Here is a 16,173-nt window from a genome sequence, read left to right as displayed (position 1 = left end):
AATACATTTATTATTATAACAACATTCGTATTCAAACGAAACTAAACAGCCAATCACCAATAAGCTATCGGCAATTGGCTGTATAAAAGGTGTTTTGATCCCTGTCTCAAAAACAGGGGTCAGTCCCCACAAGCCGGGCTTTTTTGTGCCAAGAGTGACATCGTTTAGAATGGCAGGAAAAATCTTATGGGCTTTAGATCATCATTCACAGGTAACAATATAGGTATTACGTTAAGAGCAGGAGTTGTGATGAATGAATGATCAACTGACCGCAATTTATACGGAACTTCTTCTGATGAAAGAAGAATTACAGTCGAGATTATTTGAGTATTCTTGCTTTCAGGTTTCAACAAGCCCGCAGGCAGCAATCAATCATAAACAAAAAGCAACTCTGATCTATCATATTAAAGAAGAGCTTCAGGACGTTCTTCTCGCATTGTCGAAAATTGAGGACGGCACATTCGGATACTGTGAAGAAACTGGGTCTCCCATTCCTCTTTCAAAGCTGGCGGTGCTGCCGACAGCGCGAACAGCAAACGATTTTCTGTATTCAGTCCAATTTGAAAAAAAAACGCTTCCTCTGTGGAAATCAACTGATATTGAATATGATCAGGCGCTGTATGAATAACAGCGCCTTCTCAATTAAGTCTGTACAGAGGCTGATATTTCTTTACTCCTGTGCTTTTTATTGATAAAATGCATAATGGATTAAAGTAACCGTACAATGGAGGAACGTTTGTGCTGTATTACGTTATCGCACTACTTATTATCGCAGCTGATCAACTGACAAAATGGCTTGTCGTCAAGAACATGGAACTTGGACAAAGCATACCGATCATTGATCAGGTATTCTATATCACCTCCCATCGCAATACGGGTGCGGCGTGGGGGATATTAGCCGGTCAGATGTGGTTTTTTTACCTCATCACAACTGCAGTTATTATTGGTATTGTTTATTACATACAGCGATATACGAAAGGGCAAAAGCTTCTTGGTGTTTCCCTTGGACTCATGCTTGGCGGCGCCATCGGCAATTTTATCGACCGGGCTGTCAGACAGGAAGTGGTGGATTTTATCCATGTCATTATCGTCAATTACAATTACCCGATCTTTAATATCGCGGACTCTTCATTATGTGTCGGCGTAATGCTTTTATTTATACAAATGCTGTTGGACAGCGGGAAAAAGAAGAAGGAGCAATAGAATGAATCAATTTGACATAACCGCTTCAGAAGAACAAAAAAGTGAGCGGATTGATAAATTTCTGGCATCGACTGAAAATGGTTGGTCGAGAACCCAGGTTCAGCAATGGGTGAAGGACGGACAAGTTGTCGTAAACGGAAGCCCGGTGAAAGCGAATTATAAAATTCAGCCGGGTGATCAGGTGACCGTCACTGTACCTGAGCCGGAAGCACTCGACGTGCTGGCAGAACCGATGGATCTGGATATATACTATGAAGATCAAGATGTGCTGGTTGTCAATAAACCTCGCGGAATGGTTGTGCACCCAGCACCCGGGCATCTTACGGGCACACTTGTAAACGGCCTTATGGCTCATTGCACGGATCTTTCCGGAATAAATGGCGTGATGCGTCCGGGGATCGTTCACAGGATCGATAAGGATACGTCCGGATTATTAATGGTGGCGAAAAATGATATGGCACATGAGTCTCTCGTGAACCAATTGGTCAACAAAACGGTCACGCGGAAATATACGGCGGTTGTCCACGGAATTATTTCTCATGATGACGGTACAATTGATGCGCCGATCGGGCGGGATAAGAAAGACCGGCAAAGCATGACCGTAACACGTGATGGCAAAAACGCCGTCACTCATTTTCATGTTCTTGACCGCTTCCAGGAGTTTACGCTTGTAGAATGCCAGCTTGAAACAGGAAGAACGCATCAAATCCGTGTTCATATGAAGTATATCGGCTTCCCGTTAGCGGGAGATCCGAAATACGGGCCGAGAAAAACGATCGATTTTAACGGACAGGCGCTTCATGCCGGAATTTTAGGTTTTCAGCATCCTCGGACTGACGAATATATCGAATTTGAGGCACCGCTTCCTGAGGATATGTCTGCTTTAATCGAAAATCTGAGAAAAAACCGTTGACAGGACGTGTCTTTTCTGAAATAATAAACGAAGCTGAATAGATTCTTTAAAACAGTCCAGAGAGGCTGAGAAGGATAACGGATTGACGGGATACGTGTATATGCACGCACCTTGTCCTAAACCCCTCTCTGCCAATGGCAAGAGGGGTTTTTTCTTCTAAATGAACTGTGAGGTGTCACATAATGAATCAAAAAGCTGTCATTCTCGACGAACAGGCAATCAGACGTGCGCTGACCAGAATTGCTCACGAAATGATAGAACGCAATAAAGGGATGAACAACTGCATCCTTGTCGGCATCAAGACAAGAGGCATTTATTTAGCAAAACGCCTCGCCGAACGGATAGAACAGATTGAAGGAAATCCTGTAACCGTTGGAGAAATTGATATTACCCTTTACAGAGATGATCTATCCAAAAAAACGAGCAATGAAGAACCGCTTGTGAAAGGTGCAGATATACCGGTAGATATCACAGATCAAAAAGTAATTGTCGTAGATGATGTTCTTTACACAGGAAGAACGGTCAGAGCCGCTATGGACGCCCTTGTCGATGTAGGCAGGCCTTCCTCAATTCAACTGGCTGTGCTTGTTGACAGAGGGCACAGAGAACTGCCGATCCGAGCAGATTACATCGGGAAAAACATTCCGACTTCAAAAGCTGAAAAGGTTATGGTGCAGCTTGATGAGGTTGACAAAAACGATCTCGTTGCCATTTATGAAAATGAATAAAGTATCACCTTTTTAAACGCAATCCAGAGAGGTTGCAAAGAGGTGCACAGCGAAGCCCCGAAAGTATGCGGCCGGTCTTTGTATGCCTCTTTGCGTAAAAATAGCAAAGAGGTTTTTTAATACAGTTATGAAGTTATCCTAATATGAAAAGTCATCAATCAGGGGGAAAATCATCATGAGTAAGAAAAAAGTTAATTTAGGAGTCAGGGAAATCCCGAAACCTTTCTCTTGGGTTTCGTTTAGCCTGCAGCATTTATTTGCGATGTTTGGCTCAACGATTTTGGTTCCGAAGCTGGTCGGAATGAGTCCTGCTGTTGCATTGGTGACGAGCGGTATCGGAACACTTGCTTACCTTCTGATCACGAAAGGACAAATACCAGCGTACCTCGGTTCATCCTTTGCCTTTATTTCTCCGATCATCTTGGTAAAAGCGACCGGCGGACCGGGAGCGGCAATGGTTGGTGCGTTTCTGGCAGGGCTTGTGTACGGGCTGATTGCCTTGCTGATCAGACAGCTTGGAACAGGCTGGCTGATGAAGCTTCTCCCGCCTGTCGTCGTAGGTCCGGTTATTATCGTCATTGGACTGGGTCTGGCCGGTACAGCGGTAAATATGGCCATGTATGCTGATCCGAATGCAAGTGAGCTGGTTTACAGCTTAAAACATTTCAGTGTTGCAGGTGTCACTTTAGCGATCACGATCATTTGCGCGATTTTCTTGCGAGGATTCTTAAGCTTAATCCCGGTCTTGATCGGGATCATCGGCGGATACTTGTTTGCCCTGACTCAAGGAATTGTCAACTTCCAGCCGGTGCTTGACGCGAAATGGTTTGCTATCCCTGAATTTATCATCCCGTTCAAAGATTATACGCCGTCAGTGACACTTGGCATTGCCGCAGCAATGGTCCCTGTCGCATTTGTTACCATGTCAGAGCATATTGGCCACCAGATGGTGCTGAGCAAAGTTGTCGGACAAGACTTCATTAAAAAACCGGGTCTCCATCGCTCGATAATGGGTGACAGCGCAGCCACAATCCTTGCTTCCTTGATTGGCGGCCCGCCTACAACCACTTATGGAGAAAACATTGGCGTACTGGCCATTACGAGAGTGTTCAGCGTCTTTGTTATCGGAGGCGCGGCAGTGATTGCCCTTTGTTTCGGCTTCATCGGCAAGATATCTGCGCTTATCAGTTCAGTCCCGTCAGCGGTTATGGGAGGCGTTTCCTTCCTGCTGTTCGGCATCATCGCTTCCAGCGGTTTGAGAATGCTGATTGACAACAAAATTGATTATGAAAATAACAGAAACCTCATCATCACATCAGTCATCCTTGTGATCGGCGTAGGCGGCGCATTTATCCAGGTGTCTGAAGGAGGATTCCAAGTGTCAGGCATGGCGCTTGCGGCAATTGTAGGTGTCATCTTAAACCTGATTCTTCCGCAAGCGAAGGAAGAGCAGGCAGACACATCCGAACAACATCATATCTAAACCTTTTAATGAAAGTCCAGAGAGGCTTGGAAGGGTTATAAAGAGAAGAAAGCTTCACGCTGCTCCTCTATTTAACCGTACCCCGAGTCTATCCAAGACCGGGGTTTTTTCAGCCTTAAAAGTTGAAATGAGAGGGGAAAGAAAATGAAGCATTTAACGACGATGAGTGAACTCAGCACTGGTGAAATCAAAGATTTGCTTCAAACTGCGCAAGACCTCAAAAACGGAAAAACAGACCATCAGCTGACAGGGAAATTTGCAGCGAATCTGTTTTTTGAACCAAGCACCAGAACACGATTCAGCTTTGAGGTAGCTGAAAAGAAACTGGGCATGAATGTCCTGAATCTCGACGGAACAAGCACAAGTGTACAAAAAGGTGAAACCTTATATGACACAATCCGAACGCTCGAATCAATCGGTGTTGACGCGTGTGTTATCAGGCACAGTGAGGATGAGTACTACAAAGAGCTTGTCGGACATGTAAATATCCCGATTCTGAATGCAGGAGACGGGTGCGGCCAGCATCCGACACAATCATTGCTTGATTTAATGACAATCAATGAAGAATTCAACACGTTCAAAGGCCTTACCGTCTCCATTCACGGCGACATTAAGCACAGCAGGGTCGCAAGATCTAATGCTGAAGTGTTGACAAGACTCGGTGCCCGCGTTCTGTTTTCCGGTCCGCCGGAATGGCAGGATGAAGAAAATACGTTTGGCGCGTATGTCTCAATGGAAGAAGCAGTAGAGACTTCGGATGTTGTCATGCTGCTCCGTATTCAAAATGAAAGACATCAGTCAGCTGTCAGCCAGGAAGGCTATTTAAATGAATTCGGCTTGACTGTAGAACGGGCTGAACGTATGAAGCAGCACGCGATTATTATGCACCCCGCCCCTGTGAATAGAGGAGTGGAGATTGATCACAGCTTAGTAGAAAGCGAAAAATCAAGAATCTTCAAACAAATGCAAAATGGCGTATTTATCAGAATGGCAGTGTTACAGCGAGCCTTACAAACCAATGCGAAAAGAGGAGAAGCAGTGTATGTCATATCTCATTAAAAACGGCTGGATACTTAACAAAAATGGTGAAAAAACAGAACAGGATATTCGAGTGACAGGAGAGGTCATCTCCGAAATCGGCAAGCTTGATGCAGCAGATGGAGAAACGGTTATTGATGCGAAAGGATTGCTCGTTTCACCGGGGTTTGTTGACCTCCATGTACACTTTAGAGAGCCTGGCGGAGAGAAAAAAGAAACCATTGAAACTGGCGCAAAAGCAGCGGCGCGCGGCGGTTATACAACAGTAGCGGCCATGCCGAATACACGGCCGGTTCCTGATACGAAGGAGCAGATGGAATGGGTGCAAAAGCGCATTAAAGACACATCATGTGTCAGAGTCCTTCCTTATGCATCTATTACGATCAGACAAATTGGTGATGAGATGACAAACTTTGAAGCATTAAAGGAAGCTGGGGCATTTGCATTTACAGATGACGGCGTCGGTATACAGACAGCAGGAATGATGTATGAAGCAATGAAACGCGCAGCCGCGATAGACAAAGCGATTGTCGCACATTGCGAGGACAACTCTTTAATTTACGGAGGAAGCGTACATGAGGGGACATTCTCCAAAGCAAACGGGCTCAACGGCATTCCTTCTGTATGTGAATCGGTTCATATTGCACGCGACGTGCTGCTGGCTGAGGCGGCAAACTGCCATTATCATGTATGCCATATCAGCACGAAAGAGTCTGTCAGGGTCGTACGCGATGCGAAAAATGCGGGAATCAGAGTGACAGCAGAAGTATCACCGCATCATTTACTGCTTTGTGATGAGGACATTCCGGGGCTGGACACAAACTATAAAATGAACCCGCCGCTGCGCGGTGCGGAAGATAGAGAAGCACTGATTGAAGGGCTTTTGGACGGAACGATCGATTTTATAGCAACCGACCATGCGCCGCATACAGAAGAAGAGAAAAACACAGAAATGAAGCTGGCGCCGTTCGGAATTGTCGGTTTGGAAACAGCGTTCCCGCTTCTTTACACACATTTTGTCAAAAACGGCAGCTGGACGCTGAAACAGCTGATTGATTACATGACAATCAAGCCGTGCCAAGCGTTTAATCTCCCATATGGAACACTGAAAACGGGACAAGCAGCAGATATCACATTAATCGATTTGGAAAGAGAAGCAGTGATAGACAAAGAAACATTCTTATCTAAAGGTAAAAACACACCATTTAACGGCCTCAGCTGCAGCGGCTGGCCAGTCGCTACAATTGCAGCAGGAACGCTTGCTTATGAAGAAGGGAGACTTGTGAAATGAAAAGACGATTAGTACTGGAAAACGGAGCGGTATTTGAGGGCAAAGCCTTCGGGAGCTTGGAGCACAGCATGGGGGAAGTCGTTTTCAATACCGGTATGACTGGTTATCAGGAAATTTTGTCAGACCCTTCTTATTGCGGGCAGATTGTTACGTTAACATATCCGCTTATCGGAAATTACGGCATTAACCGTGATGACTTTGAATCCATTACGCCTTTTGTTAAAGGATTGATTGTAAAAGAATTATGTGAACTGCCTTCCAACTGGCGTTCAGCGTACACATTGGATGAGTATTTAAAAATGAAAAACATTCCGGGACTGCAAGGAATTGATACAAGAAAGCTGACGAGAATGATCCGCACGGCCGGCGCGCTAAAAGGAACGTTTGCCTCAACTGATGAAGATATCAAATCGGTACTGAAAAGACTGAACGAAACTGAACTGCCGAGAAATCAAGTATTCCAAGTGTCAGCTAAAACAGCATACCCTAGTCCGGGAAGAGGTAAACGCATTGTCCTGGTGGACTTTGGCATGAAGCACGGCATTTTAAGAGAGCTGAACAAACGGAAATGCGATGTCATCGTTGTGCCTTACAACGTAACAGCAGAAGAAGTCCTTCAGCTGAAGCCAGACGGCATCATGCTTTCTAACGGACCTGGAGACCCGAAAGATGTGCCTGAAGCAATTGAAATGATAAAAGGTGTTCTTGGAAAAGTGCCATTATTCGGAATTTGTCTCGGCCACCAGTTATTTGCGCTGGCGTGCGGAGCCAATACTGAAAAAATGAAATTCGGTCACAGGGGCTCCAACCATCCGGTAAAAGAGCTTGCAACCGGAAAAGTTGCCTTAACATCACAAAACCATGGCTATACAGTTTCATCTATCAATGAAACAGAGCTTGAAGTCACACACATCGCGATAAACGACGATACGATTGAAGGGCTGCAACACAAAACACTGCCGGCATTTACGGTTCAATATCATCCAGAAGCATCACCTGGTCCTGAGGACGCTAATCATCTGTTTGACAGATTTATCGAAATGATTGAAACAACGGAGAAAGAAGGGGAAGCGGTATGCCAAAACGCGTAGACATTAACAAAATTTTAGTAATCGGGTCAGGACCAATCATCATCGGCCAAGCAGCTGAATTTGATTATGCTGGAACGCAAGCCTGCCTTGCATTAAAAGAAGAAGGCTATGAGGTCATTCTTGTCAACTCAAACCCTGCAACGATCATGACTGATACAGAAATGGCTGACCGAGTTTACATTGAACCGCTGACACCTGAATTTCTGACTCGGATTATCAGAAAAGAGCGTCCTGACGCCATTCTTCCTACACTCGGCGGTCAAACCGGCTTGAATCTTGCGGTTGAGCTTTCTGAGCGAGGTGTGCTGGAGGAGTGCGGCGTTGAGGTGCTCGGCACAAAGCTGTCTGCAATCCAGCAGGCTGAAGACCGCGACTTGTTCAGAACATTAATGAATGAACTAAATGAACCGGTGCCTGAAAGTGAGATCATCCACTCCCTGGAAGAAGCAGAAAACTTCGTCAGCCAAATTGGATTCCCTGTCATTGTCCGCCCGGCATATACATTAGGCGGAACAGGCGGCGGCATCTGCTCGAATGAAACCGAACTGAAAGAAATTGTTGAGAACGGATTAAAATTAAGCCCGGTGCACCAATGTTTGCTTGAAAAAAGCATTGCCGGCTATAAAGAAATCGAATACGAAGTTATGAGGGACAGCCGAGATCATGCGATTGTCGTTTGTAACATGGAGAACATTGATCCGGTAGGAATCCATACAGGAGACAGTATTGTCGTCGCACCGAGCCAAACGCTCAGCGACCGTGAATATCAGCTCCTCCGGAATATATCTTTAAAACTGATTCGTGCGCTTGGAATTGAAGGGGGATGTAACGTACAGCTCGCTTTAGATCCAGACAGCTTCCAATACTACATCATTGAAGTGAACCCGCGTGTCAGCCGTTCATCTGCCCTTGCATCAAAAGCGACAGGCTATCCGATCGCAAAACTCGCAGCTAAAATCGCCGTCGGCCTTTCACTAGACGAAATGTTGAATCCGGTCACAGGGAAGACATACGCTGCATTTGAACCAGCGCTGGACTATGTTGTATCTAAAATACCTCGCTGGCCGTTTGATAAGTTTGAATCAGCAAACAGAAGGCTCGGCACCCAGATGAAAGCGACGGGAGAGGTGATGGCGATTGGCCGCACGCTTGAAGAATCGCTGCTGAAAGCTGTGCGTTCACTGGAAGCTGATGTGTATCATCTTGAATTAAAAGATGCCGCCGATATACCTGATGAGCTTCTCGAGAAGCGGATTAAAAAAGCCGGAGACGAGCGTTTATTCTACCTGGCTGAAGCGTACAGAAGGGGCTACACAGTTGAGCAGCTTCATGAATTCTCTGCCATCGATCTCTTTTTCCTGCATAAGCTGTTCGGAATCGTTCAGTTTGAAAAAGAGCTGAAAGCAAATGCGGGCGATACGGATGTGCTGAGACAGGCAAAAGAACTCGGATTTTCTGATAAGTACATCAGCCGCGAGTGGAAAATGAAAGAATCTGAGCTTTACAGCTTGAGAAAACAAGCGGGAATTGCACCTGTATTTAAAATGGTAGATACGTGCGCGGCAGAATTCGAATCAGAAACGCCATACTTCTACAGCACATATGAAGAAGAAAACGAATCTGTTGTTACAGATAAGAAAAGCGTGATCGTACTTGGCTCCGGCCCGATTCGAATCGGACAGGGGGTTGAATTTGACTACGCCACAGTTCACTCCGTGTGGGCAATTAAACAAGCAGGCTATGAGGCAATTATCGTCAATAATAACCCTGAAACCGTGTCAACTGATTTTAGTATCTCAGACAAGCTGTACTTTGAGCCGCTTACGATCGAAGATGTCATGCATATCATTGATCTCGAACAGCCGATGGGCGTTGTCGTGCAATTTGGCGGACAAACTGCAATCAACCTTGCTGACGAACTTTCTGCACGCGGAGTCAAAATCCTTGGAACGTCATTAGAAGATTTAGACCGTGCGGAAGACCGGGATAAGTTTGAACAGGCGCTGGTAGAACTTCAAGTGCCGCAGCCGCTTGGCAAAACTGCGACATCAGTTGATCAGGCTGTAAACATCGCGAGCAACATCGGCTATCCGGTACTGGTGCGCCCTTCATATGTGCTTGGCGGCCGGGCGATGGAGATTGTGTATCATGAAGAAGAACTGCTTCATTACATGAAAAACGCAGTCAAAATCAATCCGCAGCATCCAGTATTGATTGACAGATATTTGACTGGAAAAGAAATCGAAGTGGATGCGGTGTCTGACGGCCAAACCGTTGTCATTCCGGGAATCATGGAGCACATTGAGCGTGCGGGCGTGCACTCCGGAGACTCTATCGCGGTCTATCCGCCGCAGTCTCTGACGGAGGACATTAAAGAAAAAATTGAACAATATACGATCGCACTCGCGAAAGGGCTGAATATTGTCGGCTTGCTCAACATCCAATTCGTCCTGTCCCAAGGTGAAGTATACGTGCTTGAAGTCAATCCGAGATCAAGCAGAACGGTGCCGTTCTTAAGCAAGATCACGGGCATTCCGATGGCGAACCTCGCGACAAAAGTCATTCTCGGGCAAAAGCTGGCTGAGTTTGGCTACAATGAAGGCCTGCAGCCTGAACAGCAGGGTGTATTTGTAAAAGCACCGGTCTTCTCCTTCGCGAAGCTGAGAAGAGTGGACATTACGTTAGGGCCTGAAATGAAATCAACAGGTGAGGTCATGGGGAAAGATTCCACCCTTGAAAAGGCGCTCTATAAGGCCCTGATAGCTTCAGGCATTCAAATCCCTAACTACGGTTCCGTGCTTTTAACAGTGGCGGATAAGGACAAAGAAGAAGGGCTTGCCATCGCTAAACGATTCCATGCGATCGGGTATAACATTTTAGCGACCGAAGGAACGGCGGGGTATCTCAAGGAAGCATCAATTCCAGCGAAGGTCGTCGGAAAAATCGGCCAGGACGGCCCGAACTTGCTTGATGTGATCAGAAATGGAGAAGCCCAGTTTGTCATCAATACGCTGACAAAAGGAAAGCAGCCGGCAAGAGACGGATTTAGAATCAGACGTGAATCAGTAGAAAACGGTGTTGCCTGCTTAACATCTTTAGATACGGCAGAAGCGATTTTGCGGGTGCTGGAAAGCATGACGTTCCGTGCCGATCAAATGCCGGCAGTCAACTCAAATCAGGAGGCGGCAATCACTATATGAAAAAAGCGTATTTGACGGTGTGTGCTAACCAGCAAATTGCAGACCGGGTGTATCAAATGGTTCTAAAAGGGGAGCTTGTCCAAGGGTTTACTGTCCCAGGACAGTTCCTTCACCTGAAAGTGAGCGAAGCGGTTACGCCTCTTTTGCGAAGACCAATCAGCATTGCTGATGTTAACCTTGAAAAAAATGAAGTCACCATGATTTATCGAGTAGATGGGGAAGGAACAAGACTCTTGTCGCTGAAGCAGAAGGGAGATCTCGTGGATGTCCTCGGGCCTTTGGGCAATGGCTTTCCAGTAGATGAAGTCCAACCCGGAAAGACGGCTTTGCTGGTAGGGGGCGGTGTAGGAGTACCGCCTCTCCAAGAACTGTCGAAACGTTTAAAGGAAAAAGGCGTAAAGGTCATACACGTTTTAGGATTCCAATCGGCAAAGGATGTTTTTTACGAAAAAGAATGCCGACAGTATGGCGATACGTATGTGGCAACAGCTGACGGAAGCTACGGGGAAACCGGGTTCGTCACAGATGTCATCAAACAGAAAAGTCTTGAATTTGACATCCTCCTCAGCTGCGGGCCGACACCGATGTTAAAGGCGCTCAAACAAGAATACGCCCACAAAGAGGTTTACATTTCCATGGAAGAACGAATGGGCTGCGGTATCGGTGCATGCTTCGCTTGCGTGTGCCATACAAACGAAAGTGAGACAGCTTATGTAAAGGTATGTCTTGACGGGCCTGTATTTAAAGCTCAGGAGGTGGCGCTGTAATGCTAGAGGTGAAATTGCCGGGGCTGAATTTGAAAAATCCGATCATTCCCGCATCAGGCTGCTTCGGTTTTGGAAAAGAGTTTGCGCGTTTTTATGATTTGTCTTGTCTCGGAGCAATCATGATCAAAGCTACGACAAAGGAGCCCCGCTTCGGGAATCCGACGCCTAGGGTAGCTGAGACTGGCGCTGGAATGCTCAATGCGATCGGTTTGCAAAATCCAGGGCTGGAAAGCGTCTTAGAAAATGAGCTGCCATGGCTTGAACAATTTGATACGCCTATTATTGCCAATGTCGCCGGCTCACAGGTCGAGGATTATGTTGAAGTGGCAGAGCATATCAGTAAAGCGCCTAATGTACACGCCCTTGAACTGAATATTTCCTGTCCGAACGTCAAAACAGGCGGAATTGCTTTTGGCACAAATCCTGCCATGGCTGCTGATTTAACGAAAGCGGTTAAAGAAGTGTCAGATGTGCCTGTATATGTGAAGCTATCTCCGAATGTGGCAAACATCACAGAAATTGCAGTAGCGATCGAAGAGGCTGGTGCGGATGGTCTAACGATGATCAACACATTAATCGGCATGAGGCTAGATTTAAAATCAGGTAAGCCGATATTAGCCAATAAAACAGGAGGGCTTTCGGGTCCTGCTGTAAAACCTGTTGCCATCCGCATGGTGTATGAGGTCAGCCAGGCTGTCAGCATTCCGATTATTGGGATGGGAGGCGTTCAGACAGCCGAAGACGCACTGGAATTTCTTCTGGCTGGAGCAAGTGCGGTCGCTGTCGGAACAGCAAATTTCGTGAATCCTTTCGCATGCCCTGACATCATTGAACAGCTCCCTGCTGTTTTACGCCAATACGGCTATGAATCTGTTGAAGAATGCATCGGAAGGAGCTGGAATCATGAAAAACAACCTGCCCATCATCGCGCTTGATTTTGCATCAGCTGAAGAAACATTGTCGTTTTTAGCGCCTTTTCACAAAGAACCATTATTTGTGAAGGTCGGGATGGAGCTTTTTTATCAAGAAGGCCCGGCCATCATTGCACAATTAAAAGAAAGAAACTGTGAGATCTTTTTAGATTTGAAGCTCCATGACATCCCGACCACAGTAAATAAAGCAATGAAGCGTCTTGCATGCCTCGGAGTCGATCTTGTCAATGTTCACGCAGCCGGAGGTAAAAAAATGATGGAAGCAGCCCTGGAAGGCTTAGAGGAAGGCACGCCGGCAGGGAAAAAACGTCCGTCACTTATTGCAGTAACCCAGCTGACAAGCACTTCTGAACAAATGGTGAAGGAGGAGCTGCTCATCAGAAAGCCTCTCATTGACACGGTAGTGCACTACAGCAAACTGGCGGAGAATAGCGGACTTGATGGAGTGGTGTGCTCCGTTCATGAAGCAAAAGCCATTTACGAAGCAGTGTCGCCGTCGTTTCTGACGGTGACCCCGGGTATCCGTATGTCAGCAGACACTGCGAATGATCAAGTGCGTGTCGCAACGCCTTCTATAGCAAGAGAAAAAGGGTCATCAGCCATTGTTGTAGGACGCTCTATTACAAAAGCTGCAAATCCGCTGAAAGCCTATGAAGCTGTCAAACTCGAATGGGAGGGACTCAAACAATGAAACAAATCATCGCAAAACATCTATTAGACATTCAAGCTGTATTTTTACGCCCAAACGATCCGTTTACATGGGCGAGCGGCATTTTATCGCCAATTTACTGTGACAATCGCCTTACCCTTTCTTTCCCAGAGGTAAGAAATGATGTTGCTGCAGGCATCAGCAAGCTTATCCAGGAGCATTTCCCGGAAGCTGAGATGATCGCAGGAACAGCGACAGCAGGTATCCCTCATGCGGCATTGGCGGCTGACCGTTTGAACCTGCCGATGTGTTATGTGAGAAGCAAACCAAAAGCACACGGAAAAGGCAATCAAATTGAGGGTGCCGTTCAAAAAGGCCAAAAAACAGTTGTCATTGAAGATTTAATTTCCACAGGGGGCAGCGTACTCGAAGCTGCAGCAGCTCTAAAAGCCGCTGGCTGTGAAGTGCTTGGTGTGGTATCAATCTTTACGTACGGACTTCCTAAAGCGCAGGAAGCGTTTGCTGAGGCTGATCTTCCATACTACTCGTTAACTGATTATGACACACTGACAGAGGTTGCACTTGAAAATGGAAATATTCATACAGACGACCTGAAGAAGCTGCAAACATGGAAAATGAATCCCGAGTCAAAAGATTGGTTTAAAAATTAAAAAATAAATTGAAGAGCTTTAATGCCTTGCCACGATTGAAAACAGGCCTTTGGGTCTGTTTTTTTATTAATCCTATAAAAAAACTCGGGTTGACTTATGTTAGAATTGTGCTAAAATTTACTACAAATCTGAAAAACTTATCAAGAGCGGCTGAGGGACTGGTCCTATGAAGCCCGGCAACCTGCACAATGTGTAAGGTGCTACTTCCAGCAAAATGTATTCCATTTTGAAAGATAAGGGCTACATGCAGTTCCTGTCTTTCTTTCCGCCGGATTGAAAGTTTTTTATTTTAAGAGGGGCTGTTTACGGAGAAAACAGCAGCCGCATCACATTACAATGGGAAAAGACAACCGGCAGAAAGCTACTGTTTGTTTGTCTCCGAAAGGAGGAAAGAAGAAATGTTAACGTACGATAATTGGGAAGAGCCAACGATTACATTTCCAGAGGACGATCCTTATAAAGGGGCGCTGTCAGTTTTAAAATGGGCTTACGGCCATTACGGCAATCAGCTTGTTTATGCCTGCAGTTTCGGAATTGAAGGAATCGTTCTGATTGACTTAATCTATAAAGTGAAAAAAGACGCAGAGATTGTATTCCTCGATACAGGGCTTCATTTTAAAGAAACCTATGAAACGATAGAACGCGTCAAGGAGCGCTATCCCGGCCTTCATATCATCCTGAAGAAACCGAACCTTACTCTTGAGGAACAGGCGGAAGAACACGGTGATAAACTGTGGGAAAGAGAGCCGAATCAATGCTGCTATCTCAGAAAGATCGTTCCTTTAAGAGAGGCGCTTTCCGGCCACCCGGCATGGCTTTCCGGCCTGCGCCGCGATCAAGGGCCAAGCCGTGCCAATACGAATTTTTTGAACAAAGATGAGAAATTCAAATCAGTAAAAGTTTGCCCGCTTATCCATTGGACTTGGAAAGACATCTGGAGATACACTTCTCGAAATGAGCTGGACTACAATCCGCTCCACGACCAAGGGTATCCAAGTATTGGCTGCGCGCCTTGTACGTCACCTGCATTTACTGCAGAGGACTTGCGCTCAGGAAGATGGAACGGTATGGCGAAAACAGAATGCGGACTGCATGAATAAGGAGCTGCAAAATGGAATTAGCCGCTATTTTATTTAGCTTGTTTTTTGCAGTGAATATTGGCGCAAGCGGCGCTGCAGCTTCAATGGGAGTTGCTTACGGATCTGGGGCCATCAAAAAGAAAACCTACGCTTTGATCATATGCGCCGTTGGTGTGCTGGCCGGGGCTGTCATTGGCGGGGGCGAAGTTGTGAAAACCATCAGCTCTGGGATTATCCCCGAACAGACGATTACACTGACGATTGTTTGCATCATTATCGGGGCTGCTGCGCTGTCGCTATTTACAGCTAATCTGCTCGGCATTCCTTTATCGACAAGTGAAGTGACGGTCGGGGCAGTTGTCGGCGTGGGCGTGGCGTACAAAGTGTTGTTTGTAAACAATCTTCTGATTATTGTTTCATTTTGGATTTTCGTTCCGCTGTTCGCTTTCGGCTTCACATTTTTTGTAGCAAAGCTGTTTCGTTATTTTAAGATTGAAATTACGTCTCCCCGAAAACAAAACGTCCTTGGCATCCTTTTGCTATGCGCTGGTTTTTTTGAAGCGTTCTCTGCGGGCATGAATAATGTGGCGAATGCCGTTGGCCCGTTAGTGGCTGCCGGCGTACTGGATGTAGAGAAAGGAACCCTGTATGGGGGAGCTTTTGTAGCTCTGGGCGCACTGATATTAGGCCGCAGGGTATTAGAAACAAACGGGAAGAAAATTACAAGGTTTTCAAAAGGAGAAGGCATTCTCCTATCTGGAACAGGAGCAGGACTGGTGATCATCAGCTCTATATTTGGAATGCCAGTACCCTTGGCGCAAGTAACGTCATCGTCTATTATCGGGATAGGCATGGCGAAAAACGGCCCAAACGTATTTCATAAACAGGTCGTTCAAACGATGCTGAAAGTATGGATCGTGTCGCCGTTTTTATCTTTATCCATCTCTTATTTGCTTGTCTCTATGTTTTTAAAGGCGGATTATTATTCAATCTTTATCATGGTAAGTGTGCTTTTAGCTGCAGGCGGTGCCGTCAGCCTGACAAAAGCCATTCGTAAAGAGAGACGCTCTGTCCATGATCAAGGCGGGGGAATTTAACTATTAATCTGAGTTATTTTATCTGTTAACT

16 protein-coding genes and 1 riboswitch are annotated in these 16,173 nt (G+C 46.1%); all 16 genes read left to right on the top strand.

The genetic code is table 11. The annotated features are described in order from the left end of the window. Nucleotides 1-86, top strand: an 86-nt coding sequence (locus LJF29_RS18790; protein WP_134980913.1) for an IS3 family transposase, incomplete at its 5' end; no start/stop codon positions are given. Between the two features lie 167 nt (nt 87-253). Continuing rightward, complete coding sequence (ylyA, locus tag LJF29_RS18785; protein ID WP_010334180.1) at nt 254-628, top strand: sporulation-related RNA polymerase-binding protein YlyA; 375 nt, start codon at nt 254-256, stop codon at nt 626-628. Between the two features lie 110 nt (nt 629-738). Beyond that, the gene (gene lspA, locus LJF29_RS18780) at nt 739-1,203 is read left to right on the top strand and encodes a signal peptidase II (RefSeq protein ID WP_010334181.1); all 465 of its coding nucleotides are present in this window, start codon (nt 739-741) and stop codon (nt 1,201-1,203) included. 1 nt (nt 1,204) lies between these two features. After that, the gene (locus LJF29_RS18775; protein WP_229150096.1) at nt 1,205-2,116 is read left to right on the top strand and encodes an RluA family pseudouridine synthase; all 912 of its coding nucleotides are present in this window, start codon (nt 1,205-1,207) and stop codon (nt 2,114-2,116) included. Between the two features lie 182 nt (nt 2,117-2,298). Next, on the top strand, nt 2,299-2,844 hold the full coding sequence (gene pyrR / locus LJF29_RS18770) for a bifunctional pyrimidine operon transcriptional regulator/uracil phosphoribosyltransferase (protein WP_024121338.1): 546 nt from the start codon (nt 2,299-2,301) through the stop codon (nt 2,842-2,844). Between the two features lie 175 nt (nt 2,845-3,019). After that, nucleotides 3,020-4,327 (top strand): uracil permease PyrP, encoded by a 1,308-nt coding sequence (pyrP, locus tag LJF29_RS18765; protein WP_103671387.1) that lies wholly within the window; start codon nt 3,020-3,022, stop codon nt 4,325-4,327. Nucleotides 4,328-4,471: 144 nt separating this feature from the next. Continuing rightward, nucleotides 4,472-5,386, top strand: coding sequence for an aspartate carbamoyltransferase catalytic subunit (locus LJF29_RS18760; protein ID WP_229150094.1), 915 nt, complete (start codon nt 4,472-4,474; stop codon nt 5,384-5,386). Continuing rightward, complete coding sequence (locus LJF29_RS18755) at nt 5,370-6,656, top strand: dihydroorotase (RefSeq protein WP_229150093.1); 1,287 nt, start codon at nt 5,370-5,372, stop codon at nt 6,654-6,656. The genes LJF29_RS18760 and LJF29_RS18755 overlap by 17 nt, the downstream gene beginning before the upstream one ends. Further along, a complete protein-coding gene (locus LJF29_RS18750) occupies nt 6,653-7,747 on the top strand; it encodes a carbamoyl phosphate synthase small subunit (protein ID WP_229150092.1) in 1,095 nt (364 codons plus the stop codon). Before LJF29_RS18755 ends, LJF29_RS18750 begins: the two co-directional genes overlap by 4 nt. After that, nucleotides 7,732-10,947, top strand: coding sequence for a carbamoyl-phosphate synthase (glutamine-hydrolyzing) large subunit (carB, locus tag LJF29_RS18745; protein ID WP_229150090.1), 3,216 nt, complete (start codon nt 7,732-7,734; stop codon nt 10,945-10,947). The genes LJF29_RS18750 and carB overlap by 16 nt, the downstream gene beginning before the upstream one ends. Beyond that, nucleotides 10,944-11,714, top strand: coding sequence for a dihydroorotate oxidase B electron transfer subunit (pyrK, locus tag LJF29_RS18740; protein ID WP_229150089.1), 771 nt, complete (start codon nt 10,944-10,946; stop codon nt 11,712-11,714). The genes carB and pyrK overlap by 4 nt, the downstream gene beginning before the upstream one ends. Beyond that, a complete protein-coding gene (locus tag LJF29_RS18735) occupies nt 11,714-12,649 on the top strand; it encodes a dihydroorotate dehydrogenase (protein ID WP_229150087.1) in 936 nt (311 codons plus the stop codon). Before pyrK ends, LJF29_RS18735 begins: the two co-directional genes overlap by 1 nt. Continuing rightward, a complete protein-coding gene (gene pyrF / locus LJF29_RS18730) occupies nt 12,618-13,337 on the top strand; it encodes an orotidine-5'-phosphate decarboxylase (protein WP_229150085.1) in 720 nt (239 codons plus the stop codon). The genes LJF29_RS18735 and pyrF overlap by 32 nt, the downstream gene beginning before the upstream one ends. Further along, a complete protein-coding gene (gene pyrE, locus LJF29_RS18725) occupies nt 13,334-13,966 on the top strand; it encodes an orotate phosphoribosyltransferase (RefSeq protein ID WP_286058561.1) in 633 nt (210 codons plus the stop codon). Before pyrF ends, pyrE begins: the two co-directional genes overlap by 4 nt. Before the next feature lie 134 nt (nt 13,967-14,100). Continuing rightward, a riboswitch (SAM riboswitch) is annotated at nt 14,101-14,206 on the top strand. Between the two features lie 158 nt (nt 14,207-14,364). Continuing rightward, nucleotides 14,365-15,066 carry a phosphoadenylyl-sulfate reductase gene (locus tag LJF29_RS18720; RefSeq protein ID WP_010334192.1) on the top strand — a complete coding sequence of 234 codons (702 nt, stop codon included), beginning with the start codon at nt 14,365-14,367 and terminating at the stop codon, nt 15,064-15,066. 11 nt (nt 15,067-15,077) lie between these two features. Continuing rightward, nucleotides 15,078-16,142 (top strand): sulfate permease, encoded by a 1,065-nt coding sequence (gene cysP, locus LJF29_RS18715; protein WP_010334193.1) that lies wholly within the window; start codon nt 15,078-15,080, stop codon nt 16,140-16,142. Nucleotides 16,143-16,173: the final 31 nt, after the last annotated feature.

This window comes from Bacillus sp. LBG-1-113 (genome assembly GCF_020708615.1).
Lineage (GTDB): Bacteria > Bacillota > Bacilli > Bacillales > Bacillaceae > Bacillus > Bacillus mojavensis.
The sequence above is the reverse complement of the archived record's forward strand: the minus strand, read 5'-3'. Positions and strand labels throughout refer to the sequence as shown.

What these genes read in the sequence shown, in the direction of transcription:
- ylyA (WP_010334180.1), top strand. Translation starts at nt 254, where the DNA reads ATGAATGATCAACTGACCGCAATTTATACGGAACTTCTTCTGATGAAA.
- LJF29_RS18775 (WP_229150096.1), top strand. Translation starts at nt 1,205, where the DNA reads ATGAATCAATTTGACATAACCGCTTCAGAAGAACAAAAAAGTGAGCGG.
- pyrR (WP_024121338.1), top strand. Translation starts at nt 2,299, where the DNA reads ATGAATCAAAAAGCTGTCATTCTCGACGAACAGGCAATCAGACGTGCG.
- pyrP (WP_103671387.1), top strand. Translation starts at nt 3,020, where the DNA reads ATGAGTAAGAAAAAAGTTAATTTAGGAGTCAGGGAAATCCCGAAACCT.
- LJF29_RS18760 (WP_229150094.1), top strand. Translation starts at nt 4,472, where the DNA reads ATGAAGCATTTAACGACGATGAGTGAACTCAGCACTGGTGAAATCAAA.
- LJF29_RS18755 (WP_229150093.1), top strand. Translation starts at nt 5,370, where the DNA reads ATGTCATATCTCATTAAAAACGGCTGGATACTTAACAAAAATGGTGAA.
- LJF29_RS18750 (WP_229150092.1), top strand. Translation starts at nt 6,653, where the DNA reads ATGAAAAGACGATTAGTACTGGAAAACGGAGCGGTATTTGAGGGCAAA.
- carB (WP_229150090.1), top strand. Translation starts at nt 7,732, where the DNA reads ATGCCAAAACGCGTAGACATTAACAAAATTTTAGTAATCGGGTCAGGA.
- pyrK (WP_229150089.1), top strand. Translation starts at nt 10,944, where the DNA reads ATGAAAAAAGCGTATTTGACGGTGTGTGCTAACCAGCAAATTGCAGAC.
- LJF29_RS18735 (WP_229150087.1), top strand. Translation starts at nt 11,714, where the DNA reads ATGCTAGAGGTGAAATTGCCGGGGCTGAATTTGAAAAATCCGATCATT.
- pyrF (WP_229150085.1), top strand. Translation starts at nt 12,618, where the DNA reads ATGAAAAACAACCTGCCCATCATCGCGCTTGATTTTGCATCAGCTGAA.
- pyrE (WP_286058561.1), top strand. Translation starts at nt 13,334, where the DNA reads ATGAAACAAATCATCGCAAAACATCTATTAGACATTCAAGCTGTATTT.
- LJF29_RS18720 (WP_010334192.1), top strand. Translation starts at nt 14,365, where the DNA reads ATGTTAACGTACGATAATTGGGAAGAGCCAACGATTACATTTCCAGAG.
- cysP (WP_010334193.1), top strand. Translation starts at nt 15,078, where the DNA reads ATGGAATTAGCCGCTATTTTATTTAGCTTGTTTTTTGCAGTGAATATT.